31 protein-coding genes and 1 pseudogene are annotated in these 15,395 nt (G+C 36.6%); 31 read left to right on the top strand and 1 reads right to left on the bottom strand.

The window, feature by feature from the left end; translation table 11 throughout:
- The first annotated feature begins 126 nt into the window (after positions 1-126).
- From I6N95_RS05195 to I6N95_RS05125, 16 genes and pseudogenes are all read left to right on the top strand, one after another.
- Positions 127-381: a DUF739 family protein gene (locus I6N95_RS05195; protein WP_209525319.1), complete on the top strand. Its 255-nt coding sequence runs from the start codon at positions 127-129 to the stop codon at positions 379-381.
- Between the two features lie 69 nt (positions 382-450).
- The gene (locus I6N95_RS05190) at positions 451-648 is read left to right on the top strand and encodes a hypothetical protein (protein WP_209525317.1); all 198 of its coding nucleotides are present in this window, start codon (positions 451-453) and stop codon (positions 646-648) included.
- 324 nt (positions 649-972) lie between these two features.
- Entirely contained in the window at positions 973-1,257 is a 285-nt protein-coding gene (locus I6N95_RS05185; RefSeq protein WP_209525315.1) for a hypothetical protein, read from the top strand.
- Positions 1,258-1,300: 43 nt separating this feature from the next.
- Positions 1,301-1,468 (top strand): hypothetical protein, encoded by a 168-nt coding sequence (locus tag I6N95_RS05180; protein ID WP_209525313.1) that lies wholly within the window; start codon positions 1,301-1,303, stop codon positions 1,466-1,468.
- Between the two features lie 14 nt (positions 1,469-1,482).
- Positions 1,483-1,869, top strand: a complete 387-nt coding sequence (locus I6N95_RS05175) for a hypothetical protein (protein ID WP_209525311.1) — start codon at positions 1,483-1,485, stop codon at positions 1,867-1,869.
- A gap of 31 nt (positions 1,870-1,900) precedes the next feature.
- Positions 1,901-2,200 carry a hypothetical protein gene (locus I6N95_RS05170; RefSeq protein WP_209525309.1) on the top strand — a complete coding sequence of 100 codons (300 nt, stop codon included), beginning with the start codon at positions 1,901-1,903 and terminating at the stop codon, positions 2,198-2,200.
- Positions 2,169-2,519 (top strand): hypothetical protein, encoded by a 351-nt coding sequence (locus I6N95_RS05165; protein ID WP_209525307.1) that lies wholly within the window; start codon positions 2,169-2,171, stop codon positions 2,517-2,519. Before I6N95_RS05170 ends, I6N95_RS05165 begins: the two co-directional genes overlap by 32 nt.
- Positions 2,494-2,709 (top strand): hypothetical protein, encoded by a 216-nt coding sequence (locus I6N95_RS05160; protein WP_209525305.1) that lies wholly within the window; start codon positions 2,494-2,496, stop codon positions 2,707-2,709. The genes I6N95_RS05165 and I6N95_RS05160 overlap by 26 nt, the downstream gene beginning before the upstream one ends.
- Before the next feature lie 16 nt (positions 2,710-2,725).
- The gene (locus I6N95_RS05155) at positions 2,726-3,022 is read left to right on the top strand and encodes a hypothetical protein (RefSeq protein ID WP_209525303.1); all 297 of its coding nucleotides are present in this window, start codon (positions 2,726-2,728) and stop codon (positions 3,020-3,022) included.
- 187 nt (positions 3,023-3,209) lie between these two features.
- On the top strand, positions 3,210-4,244 hold the full coding sequence (locus tag I6N95_RS05150) for a hypothetical protein (RefSeq protein WP_209525301.1): 1,035 nt from the start codon (positions 3,210-3,212) through the stop codon (positions 4,242-4,244).
- A gap of 22 nt (positions 4,245-4,266) precedes the next feature.
- Entirely contained in the window at positions 4,267-4,797 is a 531-nt protein-coding gene (locus I6N95_RS05145; protein ID WP_209525299.1) for a Holliday junction resolvase RecU, read from the top strand.
- On the top strand, positions 4,790-5,242 hold the full coding sequence (locus I6N95_RS05140; RefSeq protein WP_209525297.1) for a hypothetical protein: 453 nt from the start codon (positions 4,790-4,792) through the stop codon (positions 5,240-5,242). The genes I6N95_RS05145 and I6N95_RS05140 overlap by 8 nt, the downstream gene beginning before the upstream one ends.
- Positions 5,243-5,317: 75 nt before the next feature.
- On the top strand, positions 5,318-6,181 hold the full coding sequence (locus I6N95_RS05135; RefSeq protein WP_209525295.1) for a tyrosine-type recombinase/integrase: 864 nt from the start codon (positions 5,318-5,320) through the stop codon (positions 6,179-6,181).
- Between the two features lie 83 nt (positions 6,182-6,264).
- Positions 6,265-6,321 (top strand): annotated as a pseudogene (locus I6N95_RS27810) (DUF3797 domain-containing protein); the annotation flags it as partial.
- Between the two features lie 13 nt (positions 6,322-6,334).
- Positions 6,335-6,496 (top strand): hypothetical protein, encoded by a 162-nt coding sequence (locus tag I6N95_RS05130; RefSeq protein ID WP_245249270.1) that lies wholly within the window; start codon positions 6,335-6,337, stop codon positions 6,494-6,496.
- Positions 6,497-6,540: 44 nt separating this feature from the next.
- Positions 6,541-6,705 carry a hypothetical protein gene (locus I6N95_RS05125; protein WP_209525293.1) on the top strand — a complete coding sequence of 55 codons (165 nt, stop codon included), beginning with the start codon at positions 6,541-6,543 and terminating at the stop codon, positions 6,703-6,705.
- On the opposite strand, the gene I6N95_RS05120 is transcribed toward I6N95_RS05125, so the two are convergent.
- Positions 6,702-7,385: a DUF4145 domain-containing protein gene (locus tag I6N95_RS05120; protein ID WP_209525291.1), complete on the bottom strand. Its 684-nt coding sequence runs from the start codon at positions 7,383-7,385 to the stop codon at positions 6,702-6,704. The two genes, I6N95_RS05125 and I6N95_RS05120, sit on opposite strands and share 4 nt — an antisense overlap.
- A 116-nt stretch (positions 7,386-7,501) precedes the next feature.
- On the opposite strand from I6N95_RS05120, the gene I6N95_RS05115 reads away from it, so the two are divergent.
- The 15 genes from I6N95_RS05115 (at position 7,502) to I6N95_RS05045 (ending at position 15,387) form a co-directional block, all read left to right on the top strand.
- Positions 7,502-8,095 (top strand): hypothetical protein, encoded by a 594-nt coding sequence (locus tag I6N95_RS05115; protein WP_209525289.1) that lies wholly within the window; start codon positions 7,502-7,504, stop codon positions 8,093-8,095.
- A 4-nt stretch (positions 8,096-8,099) separates the two neighbouring features.
- A complete protein-coding gene (locus tag I6N95_RS05110) occupies positions 8,100-8,339 on the top strand; it encodes a hypothetical protein (RefSeq protein WP_209525287.1) in 240 nt (79 codons plus the stop codon).
- Entirely contained in the window at positions 8,336-8,566 is a 231-nt protein-coding gene (locus tag I6N95_RS05105; RefSeq protein WP_209525285.1) for a hypothetical protein, read from the top strand. Before I6N95_RS05110 ends, I6N95_RS05105 begins: the two co-directional genes overlap by 4 nt.
- 21 nt (positions 8,567-8,587) lie before the next feature.
- Entirely contained in the window at positions 8,588-8,776 is a 189-nt protein-coding gene (locus I6N95_RS05100; RefSeq protein WP_209525283.1) for a hypothetical protein, read from the top strand.
- A 31-nt stretch (positions 8,777-8,807) separates the two neighbouring features.
- The gene (locus tag I6N95_RS05095; RefSeq protein ID WP_209525281.1) at positions 8,808-9,113 is read left to right on the top strand and encodes a DUF3850 domain-containing protein; all 306 of its coding nucleotides are present in this window, start codon (positions 8,808-8,810) and stop codon (positions 9,111-9,113) included.
- A 51-nt stretch (positions 9,114-9,164) separates the two neighbouring features.
- Positions 9,165-10,127: a DNA cytosine methyltransferase gene (locus I6N95_RS05090; protein WP_209525430.1), complete on the top strand. Its 963-nt coding sequence runs from the start codon at positions 9,165-9,167 to the stop codon at positions 10,125-10,127.
- 39 nt (positions 10,128-10,166) lie between these two features.
- Complete coding sequence (locus tag I6N95_RS05085) at positions 10,167-10,337, top strand: hypothetical protein (RefSeq protein ID WP_209525279.1); 171 nt, start codon at positions 10,167-10,169, stop codon at positions 10,335-10,337.
- Positions 10,338-10,669: 332 nt separating this feature from the next.
- On the top strand, positions 10,670-11,245 hold the full coding sequence (locus I6N95_RS05080) for a DUF1642 domain-containing protein (RefSeq protein ID WP_209525277.1): 576 nt from the start codon (positions 10,670-10,672) through the stop codon (positions 11,243-11,245).
- Entirely contained in the window at positions 11,230-11,418 is a 189-nt protein-coding gene (locus I6N95_RS05075; RefSeq protein ID WP_209525275.1) for a hypothetical protein, read from the top strand. Before I6N95_RS05080 ends, I6N95_RS05075 begins: the two co-directional genes overlap by 16 nt.
- 30 nt (positions 11,419-11,448) lie before the next feature.
- Positions 11,449-11,637, top strand: a complete 189-nt coding sequence (locus I6N95_RS05070) for an XtrA/YqaO family protein (protein WP_209525273.1) — start codon at positions 11,449-11,451, stop codon at positions 11,635-11,637.
- A 96-nt stretch (positions 11,638-11,733) separates the two neighbouring features.
- Entirely contained in the window at positions 11,734-12,255 is a 522-nt protein-coding gene (locus tag I6N95_RS27645) for a sigma factor-like helix-turn-helix DNA-binding protein (RefSeq protein WP_209525271.1), read from the top strand.
- Positions 12,248-12,592, top strand: coding sequence for a hypothetical protein (locus I6N95_RS05060; RefSeq protein WP_209525270.1), 345 nt, complete (start codon positions 12,248-12,250; stop codon positions 12,590-12,592). Before I6N95_RS27645 ends, I6N95_RS05060 begins: the two co-directional genes overlap by 8 nt.
- Positions 12,585-12,929: an HNH endonuclease signature motif containing protein gene (locus I6N95_RS05055; protein WP_209525269.1), complete on the top strand. Its 345-nt coding sequence runs from the start codon at positions 12,585-12,587 to the stop codon at positions 12,927-12,929. Before I6N95_RS05060 ends, I6N95_RS05055 begins: the two co-directional genes overlap by 8 nt.
- A 244-nt stretch (positions 12,930-13,173) precedes the next feature.
- Entirely contained in the window at positions 13,174-13,662 is a 489-nt protein-coding gene (locus I6N95_RS05050; protein ID WP_209525268.1) for a phage terminase small subunit P27 family, read from the top strand.
- Between the two features lie 3 nt (positions 13,663-13,665).
- Positions 13,666-15,387 carry a terminase large subunit gene (locus I6N95_RS05045; RefSeq protein WP_209525267.1) on the top strand — a complete coding sequence of 574 codons (1,722 nt, stop codon included), beginning with the start codon at positions 13,666-13,668 and terminating at the stop codon, positions 15,385-15,387.
- The last annotated feature ends 8 nt before the right edge of the window (positions 15,388-15,395 follow it).

Here is a 15,395-nt window from a genome sequence, read left to right as displayed (position 1 = left end):
GTTCAGTTAAAATCAATTATTTTTGAAAAAAAGTTTAGAAAACTGAATTATACTGTTGACAAGGAAAAACTTTGGGGGTATACTAGCCGTAAGTTCAGATAACTAAACTGGGAAGAGGTGGTAATGATGGAAGAAATTGTATACTTTGATTACTCTGAATTGAGGGGAAGGTTTAGAAGCAGAGGTTTTACCCAAGAAGAATTAGCTAAATCATTAAAAATGTCAAAAACTTCTTTAAGTAATAAATTAAATAATAAGGCAAGATTTGATTCGATTGAAATATTGGCTTTATCTAGTATTTTGGGAATATGTGATGATGATATATCATTATATTTTTTTAAAGTTTCAGTTCAGAAAACTGAACTTAAGGAGTTAGTATAACGTATGAATGTGAAGAAAGCTCTAATTTAATTGAAAATGGGGAAAAGAATTTGAAAGGAGGTGAAAGAGATGGGGAAAGAAGAGCCAAATCATCGTTTAGAAACGCTTAAAGGTAAATTTGAGAACGTAGTGAATGATTACGATCATCCAGGAATGAAAATTTTAGCATTATCACAAGTATTGGTGTTTGAGATGGATAGATTGAAAATGACCGAAGAACAAAGAAGTGGGGTTTCTCAAATTCTTCAGTCGTTGTACACAAAGTGATTTTTATAACTGCAAGCTGTTTGGATCAGGTTCGTTTTCGCTTATTGCTTTAAGCAATTCATTTTGATGACGTTGTGCAATTTTACAGGCGTTAATATAAGTGGTCAGAGCGAGTTAAAGGGCTTCATCTGAGCCGTTATGTGGTTCCAAGGTTTTGACACATAATTCAGCAAATAGCTCTTTATTTATTGAAGGTAACAATGTATTCACCTCCTTATCAGTATTTCAACAGACCACTTGCTGATGAATCAAGTATATCAAAAATATTGTAGGTTTAATATAGCGCTATCATTATCTCGAAATATAAGAGAGGAGCTAAAAGAGATGGGAGAATCATTTAATCCAGTTGAATATGCGAAACAGTGTATTAAAGAAAAGGTAGATGCAAGTTTCCCATCTGAGCTAGTCAAAGCGACTATTCCTATGGAGGGACTAATTGAAATTACAGGTGTTAGTCGCTCTACTTTAGAAACGAAGTATGTTAGTCAACCAGAATTTTATAAGCTTCAAGTCAATGAGGGGAAAAAAAGGTTATGGCTTTATCCAGAAATTAGAGATGCATGGAGAGAAATAAAAATTAATGAGAAAAATGATGAAGTAACTATTTAACTTTGTACACAATCGAGCCTTTATTTGAAAGGAAGTGAAAGAGATGAAAGATATTAACGAAATACAAAAAAAGACTCGCGACATCATCTTTGGGCAATTGGAGTTGCTTAAAGAAAAAGCACAAGAAACACCAGATAATTATGAAATTATTCACATTTCAGAACAAATGGAAAAATTAGCAAGCATCATATTGTCAAAAAATTTTAACTAAGAAGGAGTAACGACATGAATGATAGGAAAAAAGTAAGTGTGGTTTCTCGAATAGTAGGAATGTTGATCAAATATGGAATGAGTGCATTAGAAGTTCAAGAAATATTAAAGTCAGCAGAAACAACCTATCTAGAGAGAAGCTGGTATACCTCTGGCAAGCCAGAAGCGACGGATAAGATATCAGCTGGAACAATATGCGCTGGTACTATTTCAGTTGAGGAAATAAATGAAACCAAAGAAATTCGAAAGTTTTATCATTCTTCAGACTCTGAGTTTATTACAGTAGTTGCTGGAACAGACACGTGTACAATTGTAAGCCAATCTGACAATGGGGTTGAAATAAAGCAACTAAGAATGCTTGATGAAGAACTACCTCGATATCAGGATGGGTTGAAGTATTAATGTATGGAATGTAAGAAAGGAGCGAAAGAGATTGTCAGTTAACACTAGAAAAGTGGTTTATGTAGCGATGCACATGTTGATGTTTTCGTTCTGTTTTGTGCTAGGCATTTTTGTTAGTTTAGCTAAGGTCTATCATTATTTTGATGGCCCTCAGAGATGGATGCCAATACTCGTCATATGTATCATTGCGGCTTGTCTCTTAACATTGTTTATGGCTATAGCTGAAATCGATAAACAAGACAAATTTGCAATGAAGAGATGGCGATATATCAGAAGGTTAGAAAAAGAGTTAGAGCAGAATGAAAATGAATATCCTCAAAATATCGACTAATCGATTTGATGACATGGTAGACACTTATATTACGCGTAATTTTATTGAAGATGGTATTAAACATTTTACAATTTACCATGTGGAAACTGTGGATAACAACATATTAACTGGCGAACGGCTCCAATCTAAGACGGTCATGCATGAGCAGAATGTTAAAGTAAACGCCTTGCTTTTGGCAGGAGCTGAAAGGAAAGGTTACCGTTCATCAACACCAGAGGATATTTATACGTTTAATATGTGCAAAGGAATTGTAGATGATGCGGGATTAAAAATGTATGGAGAGGGGCGTTTTCGTGACATACCAAGAAATAAAAGATAATTGCTGGTATCTATTAGATGGCAGTTATTATTTTGTCAAAAAAGTGATTCCGGAAGGGATTATGCTCTCATCAAGTGAGGATTCGGAGCATACGTGGTTAAGAACCGGAAAAAGTTCAATCTATTTTGAAAGAAATGCAAAAGAAGTGAATGTAAGCGAGGCAAAGTCAGAGAAGTTGATCATCAGCTAGTAAGAGGTGATTGAACATGTTTAATGAAACGACTCAAGAACAAGTGGCAGCGTCCATTGAATTATTGGAAGAGCGAGGCTATCAAATTACCAGTCAAAATGATTATGAAGAACGAGGCTATCACATCGAAACACATTGCATTGCAAATGGGAAGAATGAATGCTTTAAACCGAAAGATGGGAGCCTTTATAAGTTTTTATGTAAAAACGGACATTTTTGTTGGGACCCAGTAGTGAGGCTCCCTTATAGGAAACCTAAAAAAGATTACGTATCAGAAGGATACAAAATATTAAATGAGCACGCAAAAAAATAGTCGTTGAGTTTTACTAGAACTCGACGACATATCTCGAAAAAATATCGATTCAACTAAATCAATTATATCATTTTTCGAGAAAATATACAATTTGAATCGTTGATTTTAAAGGCTTTATCAATAGCCTTTAACGGTCTTGTATAGGGTATTAACGTTATGAGCAAAGAAATGATATAGGAGATTGAATATGTTTATACGGGAGAAGAGAATCAATTGTGGGAAGAGTTATGTAGAGGTGGATATCTTTCCTAGGTCGATTGATCAAGAGAAATACGCTAAGGAGGGGGTAAGGAAAAAAGGAGCTCCTTCTAGTGATACTCAAGTGAATTTAAACGATCGAAATAGTAAGAGGAAATTTCACCAAACTGTTATGGCGAATTTTGATGAGACGTCGTTAGTATTAGGACTAGATTACAATAATGAATTTAGACCAAAAACGGTAGAGGATGCTCAGACAGAGATAAGGAATTACTTAGACAGAGCAAAGCGCAAGATCAAAAAGTTAGGTCTTCCAGAATTGAAATGGATGGTTGTGACAGAACACTCAGATGGCAAAAAGAAAATTAATATCCATCATCATCTAATTATCTCAGGTGACCTTGGAAGAGAGGCATTGGAGGGACTGTGGGTCAAGGGGCGTGGAAAGAACCAGAAACCTATAGGGCGATGTAATGCCAGACGTCTTCAATTTGATGGTAACGGTGTAGAAGGGCTAACTCAATACATGTTGAAAAAGCCAGAGGGGAAGAAGCGATGGTCAAGCAGTCGAAACTTAGAAAAGCCAAAGCCACCAAAACTAAACGATAAAAAATATACAAGGCGTCAATTAGAAAAATATGCCTTAAGCAATGATTGTGGAGAAGAGATGTTCAAGAAAAAGTACCCAAATCATTTAATAAGTGAGATAAAGTTTTACGAAAACGAGATGACGGGCTATTACTTCTATCTAAAAATGTGGAAAAAGCCAAAAGATGGCGTAGTTCCATACCATATGACTAAAACAAGTATCGTAGAGATGACCAAAAAGCAATGGATAGAGGAGCAACGGAATAACGCTCACTATTTTTTATGTAAAGGAGGAGAGATATTGGCTAGTGGTTCCATTGAGGAGATAGCTATTCAGAGAGGCGTAAAAAAATCCACAGTAGCTCATTATGGAATGCCTTCTTATAGAAGAAAAATGAAGGGTGACGGATTGGTGTTAATTAAGCAACAAGAATAGCAATGAAAGATGAGGGATAAAAATGGCTACTCGTTATAATCATAGTTTTAGAAGTAGAGTGAATAATGCAAGAGGACACTCGTTTGAAGAGATGATACTGCAGGGATGCGAGTATTATCGTCGAAAGGGATTAGCTGAGATCAGCAAAACACCGGAGCCATTCAGAGTGATTCAAAAATTGGGAGATGGTGAGTTCAAGGTAAGGTCTGCCGGAAAAGCCCAACCAGATTTTCAAGGGACACTACTTGGAGGTCAAGCGATAGTATTTGAGGCAAAATACTCACTATCTAAAGAAAGAAGAATTAATAAGAGCGTGTTATCAGCAGCGCAGGAATCTTATTTAAGATCGCACTATGAAAAAGGAGCTTTGACAGGCGTTTGTGTAGGAGTCCATAATACCTATGCTTTTATTCAGTGGAACATTTGGGAAGAGATGAAGTCTCGTTATGGGAGAAAGTATATGACTGAGAAAGATTTGGGCCCTTTTAAAGTACTTACCCCTGGAATGATAAGATTTCTAGATTATGAGAATGGAGATGGTGAAAATGGTTAGTGAAAAATCAGTTAATGTATTAGACAAATTAAGGTGTAAAAGACCAAGAGATGAAGATAAGAGGTTTAAGCATGAGTATATTGGTTTAGTGGAAAAAAAGTATGAAAAGTCAGCTTTAGTGATTATTGCTATTAATCATCCAGATGATGACAAGGAAGTGTTGATAGCAGACGGAAGAACAATTGTACCGTATTCAGATATGACAAGAATTAATGAAACTGTCCTGTTCTTTAATCGGGATTACTTTTTAGAAACAGCTGATAAACGAGAATTGGAGATGTTTAAGAAGCATGTGAATGTGATGGAAGGCATGGCCGTTGTCTTTTCAGATGGAAATGAAGAGGGAAGTATTGAGAATTATCGTTTTGCAGGAGTTGATTGTCAGATGATTTCAATTAAAAGGGAGTGGTGCACTTTAGAAAAAGAAACAGGGCAATTAATCTAATTATTATCAACAAGAAAATTGAATATCACTTAAGTATTAATGATCTACTATCAAAACTTTAAGGAGTTGGGAAAAATGATTATTGAATATGATAAGTACAGTCAGCATTTGAAGAGAAATGAGTCAGCAAAAGGAACCGCAAGGGGTTATATGACAAATTTAAGGCAATTAGAAAACTTTGCAATTTCAAATGGTTACCAGGAACTCAGTTTTGATCTAATGGTCGATTACAAGCGATACATGATGGAAGAGATGAGATATCTGGATAGTACTACTAATCAAAAAATAACTGTTTTTAGTACCTACTTCAATTTTATTGAAACGATAGATATGAACTTTAAAGCTAGTGATTACAAAATAAAGAAGATTAAGCGTCAGAACAAACGTTCAAGAGAATTCTTGGTGCCAGATGAATATGAGGCCTTAGTCATGGTTTGTCCTCATCCAGAGACAAGAATGCTAATGAAATTCACCGCTTTCACTGGTCTTCGGATATCAGAAGCTACCAATCTCACGCTTGCCGAGATTGAACCAGAAGAAATTGAAATAACCAACAAGGGAAAAACGAGGATAATTGGGGCGCCGGATTGGTTAAAAGATGAGCTGAGAGAGTTTTTCAAGGGTAGAGATGCTGATAAGCCGATGTTTAGCTTTTCTCAAACTACATATAGGAATCGTATGAAGCAGGCGGCACGAATATGTGGAGTTAAGGAAAAGAAGGTTTATCCTCACGCCTTTAGGCATTATTTTGCTAAAGAATTCTTAAGAACTACCCAAGACCAGAGAGCGCTTAGTATGTTGAAGGACATATTAGGACATAGTGATTTAAAAACCACGATGGGATATCTCCAATACAACCCATCTGAAATTGTGAATGTGATGAAAACCAGGGGGACCAGAGATGAAGAGATGGATAAGAGAAGTGTGGCAATTTCTTAAATGGGCCTTTGAGTGGAAATGAATAAGTGTAATAGTATCATAGAGAGGTGAGAAGATTGGAAGCTAATAAACTAATTCAAATAATGCGAAAATATAACGATTGTCCTGCATGTGGAAATAATAGGGTTGGCAATGGCGAAGGAAGTTTAATCGTTGAAGATGATGTTTTTAAAAGAACTTGTAAGTGTGGTTGGAGCATCATTGTGGATGAAAGAACGTGCAAAGATTGTGGGTACCGCATGGCAGATTGTATTAAGTTATGGTCAGAACAGAGGTGTTGTTGTCCTGACTGTACATGTAGAAATCATTAAGTGATTAATCGATTTAGTAATACCAACCAAAATTAGGAGGGGTTAATTTTGAAAACCGATATTGAAATGAAAACACCGCAGAAAGTAGAAATAATTGAAGTAATCCATACAGAGTCAACACGTGGAAAAGGAACAAATGAAAACCCAGTACGGATTGTTCACCAGTACTGGAATAAAAATGGCAAGTTATTAGCTGAAAATGATGACTACTAACTTTTTCTATCTTCTTGTTTAGTTTTGTTGATGTCGATTATTGAAGTTAACATTAATTCAGACTCGTGACGTTGTATATACCATTGATTCATTAAATACTCTATCAGGTTTATTAGTTGCTGAGCCTCATCAGGTTCAATATCGACAATTAGGTTTATATCTTTTTCCATATGTGCGCCAATATTACCGATTTGTCGAACACTATCGAGAACTTCCTTTACCTGTGGTGTTACCTTGTCTTTAATGGCATCAATTTCTTCAAATAAATTATTTTTACCAGAGATTTCCCAATAATCTCTTATCATTCCTTGGAGGCATCTTCTAGATAGAGTTGCAGAAGCTTTGGGACTGAGACGAACAATTTTACATGCCTCTTCATAGTCCTGTCTGATTGATTTAGGGATATATTCCGGGAAAGATTGTGCGAGACTATCTGGATTGACATTAATTTTAGTTCCAACTACCTGTTTTCCGCTACCTTCAAGCTTTATGGTTGATTCTTCGCAATTAGGGCAACAAAAAAACTCTATGATGCACTCGTCATGATATGTGTAGGTATCCCTGTAAGGATTGATATTTTTTTCTTTGAATATACCTGATGCGACAGTAACTTTTTTATAGGTATCACCGATTAATGGAAAATAAGAATTGCAAAATGGACATAGAAACCTTTTAGACATAAAAAAACCTCCTTTTCTTACTATCATACCAAATGAATGTAAGTGGTACTAGTTAAAAGGAGAAGTAATTTACGGGAAAGTGATTATTAGGTTTAAGAATAAGAAGGAGGCATAGCATGATAAGGCAAGAAGATTTAGACATGATTAAAAGCCAGTGGTTTAAAGACCATATAGCAACGATGGTGGATTGTGGCGACGTGCAAGTTTTGACTTGGAGCAAGCCAGGAACGTTAAGTTACTATGTCCGTTACGTCTTTGATTACAACAAAGTGTACATTACTGGTGATATTGGTGATTTTATCTTTAAAGTTTATGACAAAGCGGATTTGCTTTTCATGAGTGATCTAGACGTTGGATATTTTAGCGACAAACTAACTGCCAGAGAAGGCGGTAAATATAGTTTTGACGAGGCTCAAGCAAAAGAAGAACTTTTATCTTGGTATAAAGAAAGTGAGCTAAAAGGAGTAATTAAGCGTGAGATTTTCAAAGAATTAAAAGCTGTTATTGAAGAATCTGGCGGAATTGAAGCTTATCACCATTACTTAGCTATGTGGATTGAAAACACTGAATATAGTGAGTTTGTCGATTATGAAACATTTAGTGATTATGGTGAAGTTTACCCGATAAGAGTCTTGGGCGTTTTAACCGGATTAAAGATGGCTTATAAACAGCTTGCTAATAGCTATTGTTTTAACAACCTAAGGAGGTAAATACATGAATGATTCAATTTATCGTAGTGAGAAAATAGTGAAAATTCGTATTTTAAAAGATGTGTTTTGGGAAGATTGGGGAACTTTGAGAAAAGTATTTAAAAAAGGCCATATTTGCAAAGCAAGGGAAACTTTTCTTGATGGTGAATCGATTGGCGTGTCAGCTGAAAGTCAATTTTACGAGGGTGTATCTGATGGTCTTTCTGATGATGAGTATGAAATCATTGAAGAGGTGGCGGAATGAACGAAGTGTCAGTCAAAACATTTTTTCAAATAAGCGGTAAGGAATTAGAAGCAATGATCCAAGAACATTTAAACCGCGGTTTCTATATCCAAGACAGCAGCATAAGCATGTATCAAATGAAATTAGAAGGTGTTTATATCTTTGTCAAAGCGATTGAAGAAAAGCCTTGTAGCATTGGTATAGATTTTGGTGAGGAACTGAGAAAAGGCAATCTTGGTATTTCTTAAAAGATTAGAAAGGTGGACTCGATGATTGAAATTAAACTAAATGAAGACGAAGCTAGTTATTTGAAGTCATTATTACAAAATGAGACTTTAAAAGCACAGACGGCTATTAGAAAAAGACCTGAATTATCTTCTTTTCTTGGACCAAGCAATAAAATGAATGGTTCTATTAGTAGAAAGATAACTCAAGCCATAAGTAGAAAAAAGGTGTGATTTCCAGAAAGATTAAGAAGGAGGTCTTTTGATGAAAGATATTCGATATAAAAATCAGAGAATTGTTCATGATTTAAAAATTGATCCTCGATATTTTAGAGATTTGGAGCTTGGTAGCAAGACGTTTGAAGTTAGAAAAGACGATAGACCTTTCCGAATCAATGATATGTTGCTTTTACAGAGCTTTGATGTAAAGAATCAGGAATATACAGGGTCAACAGTCTTCGCAAGTGTAGTGGGTATATTTGGACGTGCAGATCATGAGAAAGATTATGTTAAAGAAGGCTACGTAATTTTATCAATTGAGATAATCAAGACTAGGTATGTAATGGATTAGACGTTTCTAATACCTAGAAGATTAAGAAGGTGAGGTGAAAAGTTGATTAAGATGCTTGAGTTATTTGGAGGGGTAGGAGCACCTAGAAAAGCTTTGATTAATCTTGGAGTTGAACACAAAAGTATTGATTACGTTGAATTTAACGAAAAAGCAGTACGCAGTTACAATGCTATGTTTGATAATCGTTACGCACCGCAAGATGTGAGGGGCTATGATTTAAAACCTGATATCTTGGTTCATGGATCACCTTGTCAAGATTATTCAATTGGAGGGAAGCAGTACGGCGGAAATGTTGAAGATGGTACACGGAGTAGCCTAATGTTTGAAACCATTCAAATAATAAAAAATTTAGGTGTGTGGCAACCTCAAGTTGTAATCTGGGAAAATGTTCCAAACGTATTGAGCAAGCGGCATATATCAGCGTTCAATCGTTATATAAGTGATTTAAAGGACCTAGGTTATACAACTAGCTACGAGATATTGAACGCTTTAGACTTTGGTATACCTCAAAATAGGCGTAGATTATTTGCCGTCAGTTGCTTAGATGGTTCGGTATTTGATTTTTCGAAACTAGAAACGACTGAGCCGCTCCATTTATCTAACTACTTAGAAAGCTCATTCGATGATAAGTATGTATTAACGCAGCCAAGCATGATAGCTAAGTTACCAGGTAGTAAAAAGCATCCAACTTTTAACGGGATGTTGGAAGAAATCACAACACATGCTTTAACAATAACTACAAAACAGTTAAGGTGTCCAAACTCAGGAGTCATAAAAGTGTCAGATGATACTTATCGAATCTTGACAGAACGCGAGTGTTGGCGATTGATGGGGTTTGCTGATGATGATTTTGATTTGGCACTGAAAGAGCACCCAGGAATTAAAGGAAAGTTGAACGGCACTTTATATCATCAAGCTGGTAATTCGATAGTTGTACAGGTATTAGAATCATTGTTCAAGCTATTGTTTAGCGGCAATTATGATAGTGGCGTTATGCAAGAAAGTTTGTTCTAAGTTATTAATCTTTACGATAATGAAAAGGAGTGAAATGCAATGGTTAATAATAAAAATGCTAAAGTACTAGCACAATTAATGAGTGATAATCCTGAATTAAAAGTAGTCGCAAAAGTTGATGAAGAGATTGTTGCAGACGATGGCCATTCTTGGTGGCTAGGTGCGGTGGGTAATGCTGAAATAACAAGTATGTATATTGATGATGAGTGAGTTTGGTTTGAGGATGAGAAAGATGATTTAGTAGAACGAGCATTTGAAGAAATATATGACAGTGTAGAAAAGGAATTAGGTAAAGCTAACATTAATGATCAAATAGTATCTAAAATGGCAGATAAAACGGTATCGGAGCTTAACTGGGAAAAAGTTATAGCTGTGTCTGTCACTGTGCACGTTGATTAATCTCTCGGGTAATAAGAAGAGCCCTTGCAAACAGTGGTCAGCAAGGGCAGGGTTTGTGAGCCACAATGGACAGTAGTGGCTTACACCTAAAATTATAATACGTTTTCATGAAAAATCAAATAAAAAGCACAGGAGAGCTAAACATGAATGAATTGATCAAAGGAATAAAAGAATTAAATAAAGCTATCAGATACAAGCTTTCGAAGAAGTATTGCCCTAATCAGGCGCCAATGAGTCCAAGTGTAGTAGAAATATTAGAAAAACAAGTTGTTTTAAACGATAGCTTAATAAAACAGCTTGCTAATGTCGAGTATAATCGCAAGGTTATTAAAGTACCACAGTTTGTTGCAGAATATTTAAAAAAAGGGAATGAAGACGAGCAAATTGCAGCCTTAATCTACCAAAAGTTTTTAGGCGTAATGAATACAATGGAAAATGGCGATCTTAAAGAATGGCTACGAGGGCAGTCATTCGAAACCTTGTTAGCATTAAAAATAGGCTACGAAGTCGAAGAAGAGCCAAAGTATTACATTAAGGTTGGTGACAAGCTTTACTTTAAGAATTGGGGAGAGGATGGAACTTGTCCGGTATTTGAAATTGATGATGTTCCAGGGGGAGTTACTGGAATTACGGCAGTTGACTTGCAAGAAGCTGAAATGACTGCAGGTATCATAGGTGGAACAGTCGAGGAGGTAGGTCAATCATGGATAAAAATGTAAGATATCAAATTGCACCCAACAAGAAAAGAATCATGATTTTGGCATGGGTGCCGGCTGGTCATGACCATGACGAAGGTTGGTATGAAATTGGGCATGTCAAACTAAGTAGTTCCAAAAACAGCTTAATGGATGATTGGAACTTAGAAGAAATAAGAGCGAACTTGCTATTGTAGCATGGAATAAGAAGGAGGATAAACGGACTAATGGGGAATGAATTGGAACCGGTAGATTTAAAGAACTTAGAGACAGCACAGTGTAGTGGCTCTATTATTATCGTAAGTGAGGGGAAAGCTTACATAAAGAAATTACCCCAATTTGGAATAGTTGAAATCCAAACCCGTGACGGTAAAGTAGTTAAGGGTGAGGATCATACGGGTTGGAAATTAAAATAAAAGTATCTTACTAGGAAGAACCAGAGGATGCGAACTATTAGCTTAAAGCAGCTAATAGTTTGTGTCTTCTTTTTTTATTTCAAGGAGGAAAGACACGTGCAGAGTAGTCAAACTATTATCAAGGAATATCGAAATGACTTGCGATTGGCAAGGAACTTGAAGCGTAATACAACCAATCTTTCAGATGTCTCAAAAATTAATAGCATAATCTCCAGCACCGAGTACTCCTTGTTTTGGCTTGAGACAGGTAAAGAGAAGCGAGCGGGAGAAAGAAGAGAGACAAGAGATTCGTACGACCAACGGACAACACTACGAGAACGGATTGAAGATGTGGAAAAGAATCATCGAATACTTTCCAGTCATGGTGTATCGGGGCCAGTCAAACTATTTATTGATGAAGTGATGTCTCAATTATCAGATCGTCAACGGGAATGTTATGAGTCGGTCTATCTTAAAGGGAATACCTTTGATCAGACTGCTAAGTACTTACAAATTAGCAAAGGAACAGTGTCTACTTATATTGAGAGAGCAGATAAAAAGATACAACAATACCTAAAAAAACGAGGGGTGTCTGACAAGCGCCACCTATATAGTGAAGGGGTCATTAACCATGAATGATAAGCAAAAGAGAAAGTTATTAAAAAAGCATATAGATAATAATCCAACGGAAGTAATTAATGAGTATCGTGATGTACTCACAGCTTCGGGTGATGTTATCAACATGCAGTCGGAGTGTATTAAGAAAGGCATCGCAATGCGTATCTTTAATCAGGAAGTAATTGAGTTGTTAGTCAAGATAAACAAAACGGGCAACCTTACACCAACTATAGATGCTATGACCCAGTTGGCATGTGAGTTCGATACCCTAGCGATGGAGTATGGGCCTTATACTAAGCAAGCTTACATCCAAGCAGTAGTGACTCACAGCTCGCTAGGTGGTGGTAATAATGGTTAAGCAACCAATGAAGCCTTGTGCTTTCCCACTGTGTGGCAAGCTAACTAACAAGTTATACTGTGATGTTCATGAGAACCATCGACCAGAAAAGAAAGCAAGTTTGTACGGATGGAAGTGGCGGAAGCGGAGAGAAGCATTTCTTATTCGTCATCCATTGTGCGAGTGTAAAGACTGTCAGCGAACAGGTGAGAAGCTTATTGCAACAGTGGTGGACCACAAAACGCCGCACAAAGGCAATATGGAACTTTTTTGGGACGAATCAAACTGGCAAGCGATGACAGCAGAGCATCACAATAAGAAGACGGCTAAAGAGGATATGGGGAACTGGGGGATTTAGATAATTAAATAACACCCTCCCTATGGCAGAATGTTTACTATTTGTAAGCAACAAAGAACGCACCCTCAACTTCATACAAAATTCCTTTTATTCAAACTTTTTTAAAATCTGATGAATGGCGTTGTATCGGCATTGTCGGAAATGCTTATAGACAAGGGTACTCAATAGTTTTTGAGTATCTTTTTGTGTTAGATAAAAATAATCAAATAGTATAACAAACAATTGGAAAAGGTTGTGAAAGATTATGGCTGGAAGACCAAGAAAACCGATTGAGATTTTAGAATTTGAAGGGAAAACACACCTGACAAAAGAAGAAATTGAAGAGCGTAAAAAAACAAAAATTGTGGCACCAGCTGATAAAGTCGAGCCACCAAAATACTTGCCAAAAAAACTGAAAGATAAGTTTAGCGAAATTGCAAACGAACTTTTGGAAATTGGTATCATGACCAACCTTGATAATGAAGCACTGGCTAGATACTTAGTGTCAGAAGAAAACTATCAGAAAGTCAGTAAAACACTGTTAAAACCCAAGGCCATTGATAATCTCGATCAGTTTGATAAGCTTTCTAAAATTCAAGAGAGGTTATTCAAACAGACGAGAGCAGCGGCAACCGATTTAGGGTTATCTATCAGCAGCCGCGGGAAGTTGGTTTTACCGAAACCGAAAGAAAAACCAAAAGAAAAGACGGCCGAAGAAGCTTTGTTTGGTGCAACAATTGGAAAGAGGGCGTAAGAGATGAACTTTGAAGAAGAAAAACTGGAACTCCAAACCAGAGTCATCAAATATGCGACTGACATCGAGAACGGCACTATCAAAGCGGGGAAAAAAACCAAATGGATGGTGCGACGATTCTTTAAGGATTTAAAGCAAATTGAAAGTAAGGACTATCCTTTTTATGTGGATTGGAATGAACTCTTGAAGTTTAATCGATGGTCAGGCATGTTTAAACACACAAAAGGAATTTTAGCGGGACAGCTAATCGATTTAACCGACTACCAGTTGTTTTTGGCTGCTAATATTTTTTGTTTCAAACAGAAAGTTAATGACCTGAGACGATTTAGAGAAGTTTACATCCAAGTGGGACGTAAGAATGCCAAAAGTCAGTTTTTGGCCATCGTGGTTTCATACGTGGCATTTTTGTCTGATGAACAAGAAGAAATCTATATTTCGTCTTGGACGAGAGAACAATCTCAATTGGTGTACAACGAAACTCTTTCTCAAATTAGAAAAGTGGACATGTTGCGAGAAAAGTTTAGTGACGCCTATCAAAAAATTACCGTTCTTAATAATGGGTCTGTCATTAAGGCATTGTCTCGTGAAGCACGGAAAACAGGGGATGGGACAAACCCAAGTTTAGCGGTTCTTGATGAATACAAAGATAATCAAACATCTGAATTACGTGACACACAAAAGACGGGGATGGTGGCACGAAAGAATCCGTTATTAGTAGTTATTACAACTGCGGGATTGGATTTGAACGTGCCGTGCTATTCAGATTATCAGTATTACACAAGAATATTGGATCCTGACGATGATGCAGAAAACGAAGAAATCTTTATTGCTATATATGAGTTAGATGTGGGGGACGATGTCAAAGATGAATCTAACTGGATTAAAGCTAATCCTATTGTGGCTACTTATGAACGTGGCTTAGAAGCTCTACGTAGTGACTTGAGAATTGCGTTGGAACAGCCTGAAAAAATGCGGGCCTTCCTTACTAAGAACATGAACATTTGGGTTGACCAGAAAGAAGATGGTTATATGGATATGGCTAAATGGCAAAAGTGTCGAATCCAAACCTATTCCAACAAGGATATGAAACTATTATTGGAGGGATGGAATACATACACAGGAGTCGATTTATCCATGACTACGGATTTAACCAGTGTGGGAATTGTCGCTGTGAAAGGCGGTAAATTCAGAGTGTTCCAGCATTCCTTTATGCCTGAAGAGAATTATCGTGAACGCATGAGCCGAGATCAAACACGCTACGATTTATTTAAAGAAAGCGGCTGTTTAGAATTAACACCTGGTAATGTTGTCGATTATCGCTTTGTTAAACAGTGGATTCTAGATTTCCATAAAGATAACAATATTTTGGAAAATGGTTACGACAAATGGAACGCTCTACATTTGGTTCAAGAGCTTGAAGCCAGTGGCATTACTAACGTGGAAATTCCACAAAATATTTCACATTTGAGTATACCTACAAAAGAATTTCGAGAAGCAGTTTATAGCGGTAAAGTGGAGCATTTTGATGACCCTGTTTTAAAGTGGGCGCTAGGAAATGCTGTCTTAAAAATGGATGAACAAGAAAACGTCATGATCGGCAAAAAAGTATCAAAAGAACGAATTGACCCAGCCGCGGGAGTCATCAACGCCTTTGCCAGAGCAATGTATGATAATCAGAGGATTGACTTGAACGAAAGAATTATGAGTGATGATTTCACATTTTAAGGAGCTGA

It is taken from the genome of Vagococcus allomyrinae (assembly GCF_017829975.1).
In the GTDB taxonomy this organism is placed as follows: domain Bacteria; phylum Bacillota; class Bacilli; order Lactobacillales; family Vagococcaceae; genus Vagococcus_D; species Vagococcus_D allomyrinae.
The sequence above is the reverse complement of the archived record's forward strand: the minus strand, read 5'-3'. Positions and strand labels throughout refer to the sequence as shown.

What these genes read in the sequence shown, in the direction of transcription:
- I6N95_RS05075 (WP_209525275.1), top strand. Translation starts at nt 11,230, where the DNA reads ATGGATAAAAATGTAAGATATCAAATTGCACCCAACAAGAAAAGAATC.
- I6N95_RS05135 (WP_209525295.1), top strand. Translation starts at nt 5,318, where the DNA reads ATGATTATTGAATATGATAAGTACAGTCAGCATTTGAAGAGAAATGAG.
- I6N95_RS05165 (WP_209525307.1), top strand. Translation starts at nt 2,169, where the DNA reads ATGAAAATGAATATCCTCAAAATATCGACTAATCGATTTGATGACATG.
- I6N95_RS05120 (WP_209525291.1), bottom strand. Translation starts at nt 7,385, where the DNA reads ATGTCTAAAAGGTTTCTATGTCCATTTTGCAATTCTTATTTTCCATTA.
- I6N95_RS05060 (WP_209525270.1), top strand. Translation starts at nt 12,248, where the DNA reads ATGAATGATAAGCAAAAGAGAAAGTTATTAAAAAAGCATATAGATAAT.
- I6N95_RS05105 (WP_209525285.1), top strand. Translation starts at nt 8,336, where the DNA reads ATGAACGAAGTGTCAGTCAAAACATTTTTTCAAATAAGCGGTAAGGAA.
- I6N95_RS05150 (WP_209525301.1), top strand. Translation starts at nt 3,210, where the DNA reads ATGTTTATACGGGAGAAGAGAATCAATTGTGGGAAGAGTTATGTAGAG.
- I6N95_RS05095 (WP_209525281.1), top strand. Translation starts at nt 8,808, where the DNA reads ATGAAAGATATTCGATATAAAAATCAGAGAATTGTTCATGATTTAAAA.
- I6N95_RS05050 (WP_209525268.1), top strand. Translation starts at nt 13,174, where the DNA reads ATGGCTGGAAGACCAAGAAAACCGATTGAGATTTTAGAATTTGAAGGG.
- I6N95_RS05070 (WP_209525273.1), top strand. Translation starts at nt 11,449, where the DNA reads ATGGGGAATGAATTGGAACCGGTAGATTTAAAGAACTTAGAGACAGCA.
- I6N95_RS05045 (WP_209525267.1), top strand. Translation starts at nt 13,666, where the DNA reads ATGAACTTTGAAGAAGAAAAACTGGAACTCCAAACCAGAGTCATCAAA.
- I6N95_RS05085 (WP_209525279.1), top strand. Translation starts at nt 10,167, where the DNA reads ATGGTTAATAATAAAAATGCTAAAGTACTAGCACAATTAATGAGTGAT.
- I6N95_RS05155 (WP_209525303.1), top strand. Translation starts at nt 2,726, where the DNA reads ATGTTTAATGAAACGACTCAAGAACAAGTGGCAGCGTCCATTGAATTA.
- I6N95_RS05175 (WP_209525311.1), top strand. Translation starts at nt 1,483, where the DNA reads ATGAATGATAGGAAAAAAGTAAGTGTGGTTTCTCGAATAGTAGGAATG.
- I6N95_RS05195 (WP_209525319.1), top strand. Translation starts at nt 127, where the DNA reads ATGGAAGAAATTGTATACTTTGATTACTCTGAATTGAGGGGAAGGTTT.
- I6N95_RS05145 (WP_209525299.1), top strand. Translation starts at nt 4,267, where the DNA reads ATGGCTACTCGTTATAATCATAGTTTTAGAAGTAGAGTGAATAATGCA.
- I6N95_RS05055 (WP_209525269.1), top strand. Translation starts at nt 12,585, where the DNA reads ATGGTTAAGCAACCAATGAAGCCTTGTGCTTTCCCACTGTGTGGCAAG.
- I6N95_RS05090 (WP_209525430.1), top strand. Translation starts at nt 9,165, where the DNA reads ATGCTTGAGTTATTTGGAGGGGTAGGAGCACCTAGAAAAGCTTTGATT.
- I6N95_RS05080 (WP_209525277.1), top strand. Translation starts at nt 10,670, where the DNA reads ATGAATGAATTGATCAAAGGAATAAAAGAATTAAATAAAGCTATCAGA.
- I6N95_RS05185 (WP_209525315.1), top strand. Translation starts at nt 973, where the DNA reads ATGGGAGAATCATTTAATCCAGTTGAATATGCGAAACAGTGTATTAAA.
- I6N95_RS05140 (WP_209525297.1), top strand. Translation starts at nt 4,790, where the DNA reads ATGGTTAGTGAAAAATCAGTTAATGTATTAGACAAATTAAGGTGTAAA.
- I6N95_RS05190 (WP_209525317.1), top strand. Translation starts at nt 451, where the DNA reads ATGGGGAAAGAAGAGCCAAATCATCGTTTAGAAACGCTTAAAGGTAAA.
- I6N95_RS05110 (WP_209525287.1), top strand. Translation starts at nt 8,100, where the DNA reads ATGAATGATTCAATTTATCGTAGTGAGAAAATAGTGAAAATTCGTATT.
- I6N95_RS05100 (WP_209525283.1), top strand. Translation starts at nt 8,588, where the DNA reads ATGATTGAAATTAAACTAAATGAAGACGAAGCTAGTTATTTGAAGTCA.
- I6N95_RS05115 (WP_209525289.1), top strand. Translation starts at nt 7,502, where the DNA reads ATGATAAGGCAAGAAGATTTAGACATGATTAAAAGCCAGTGGTTTAAA.
- I6N95_RS05180 (WP_209525313.1), top strand. Translation starts at nt 1,301, where the DNA reads ATGAAAGATATTAACGAAATACAAAAAAAGACTCGCGACATCATCTTT.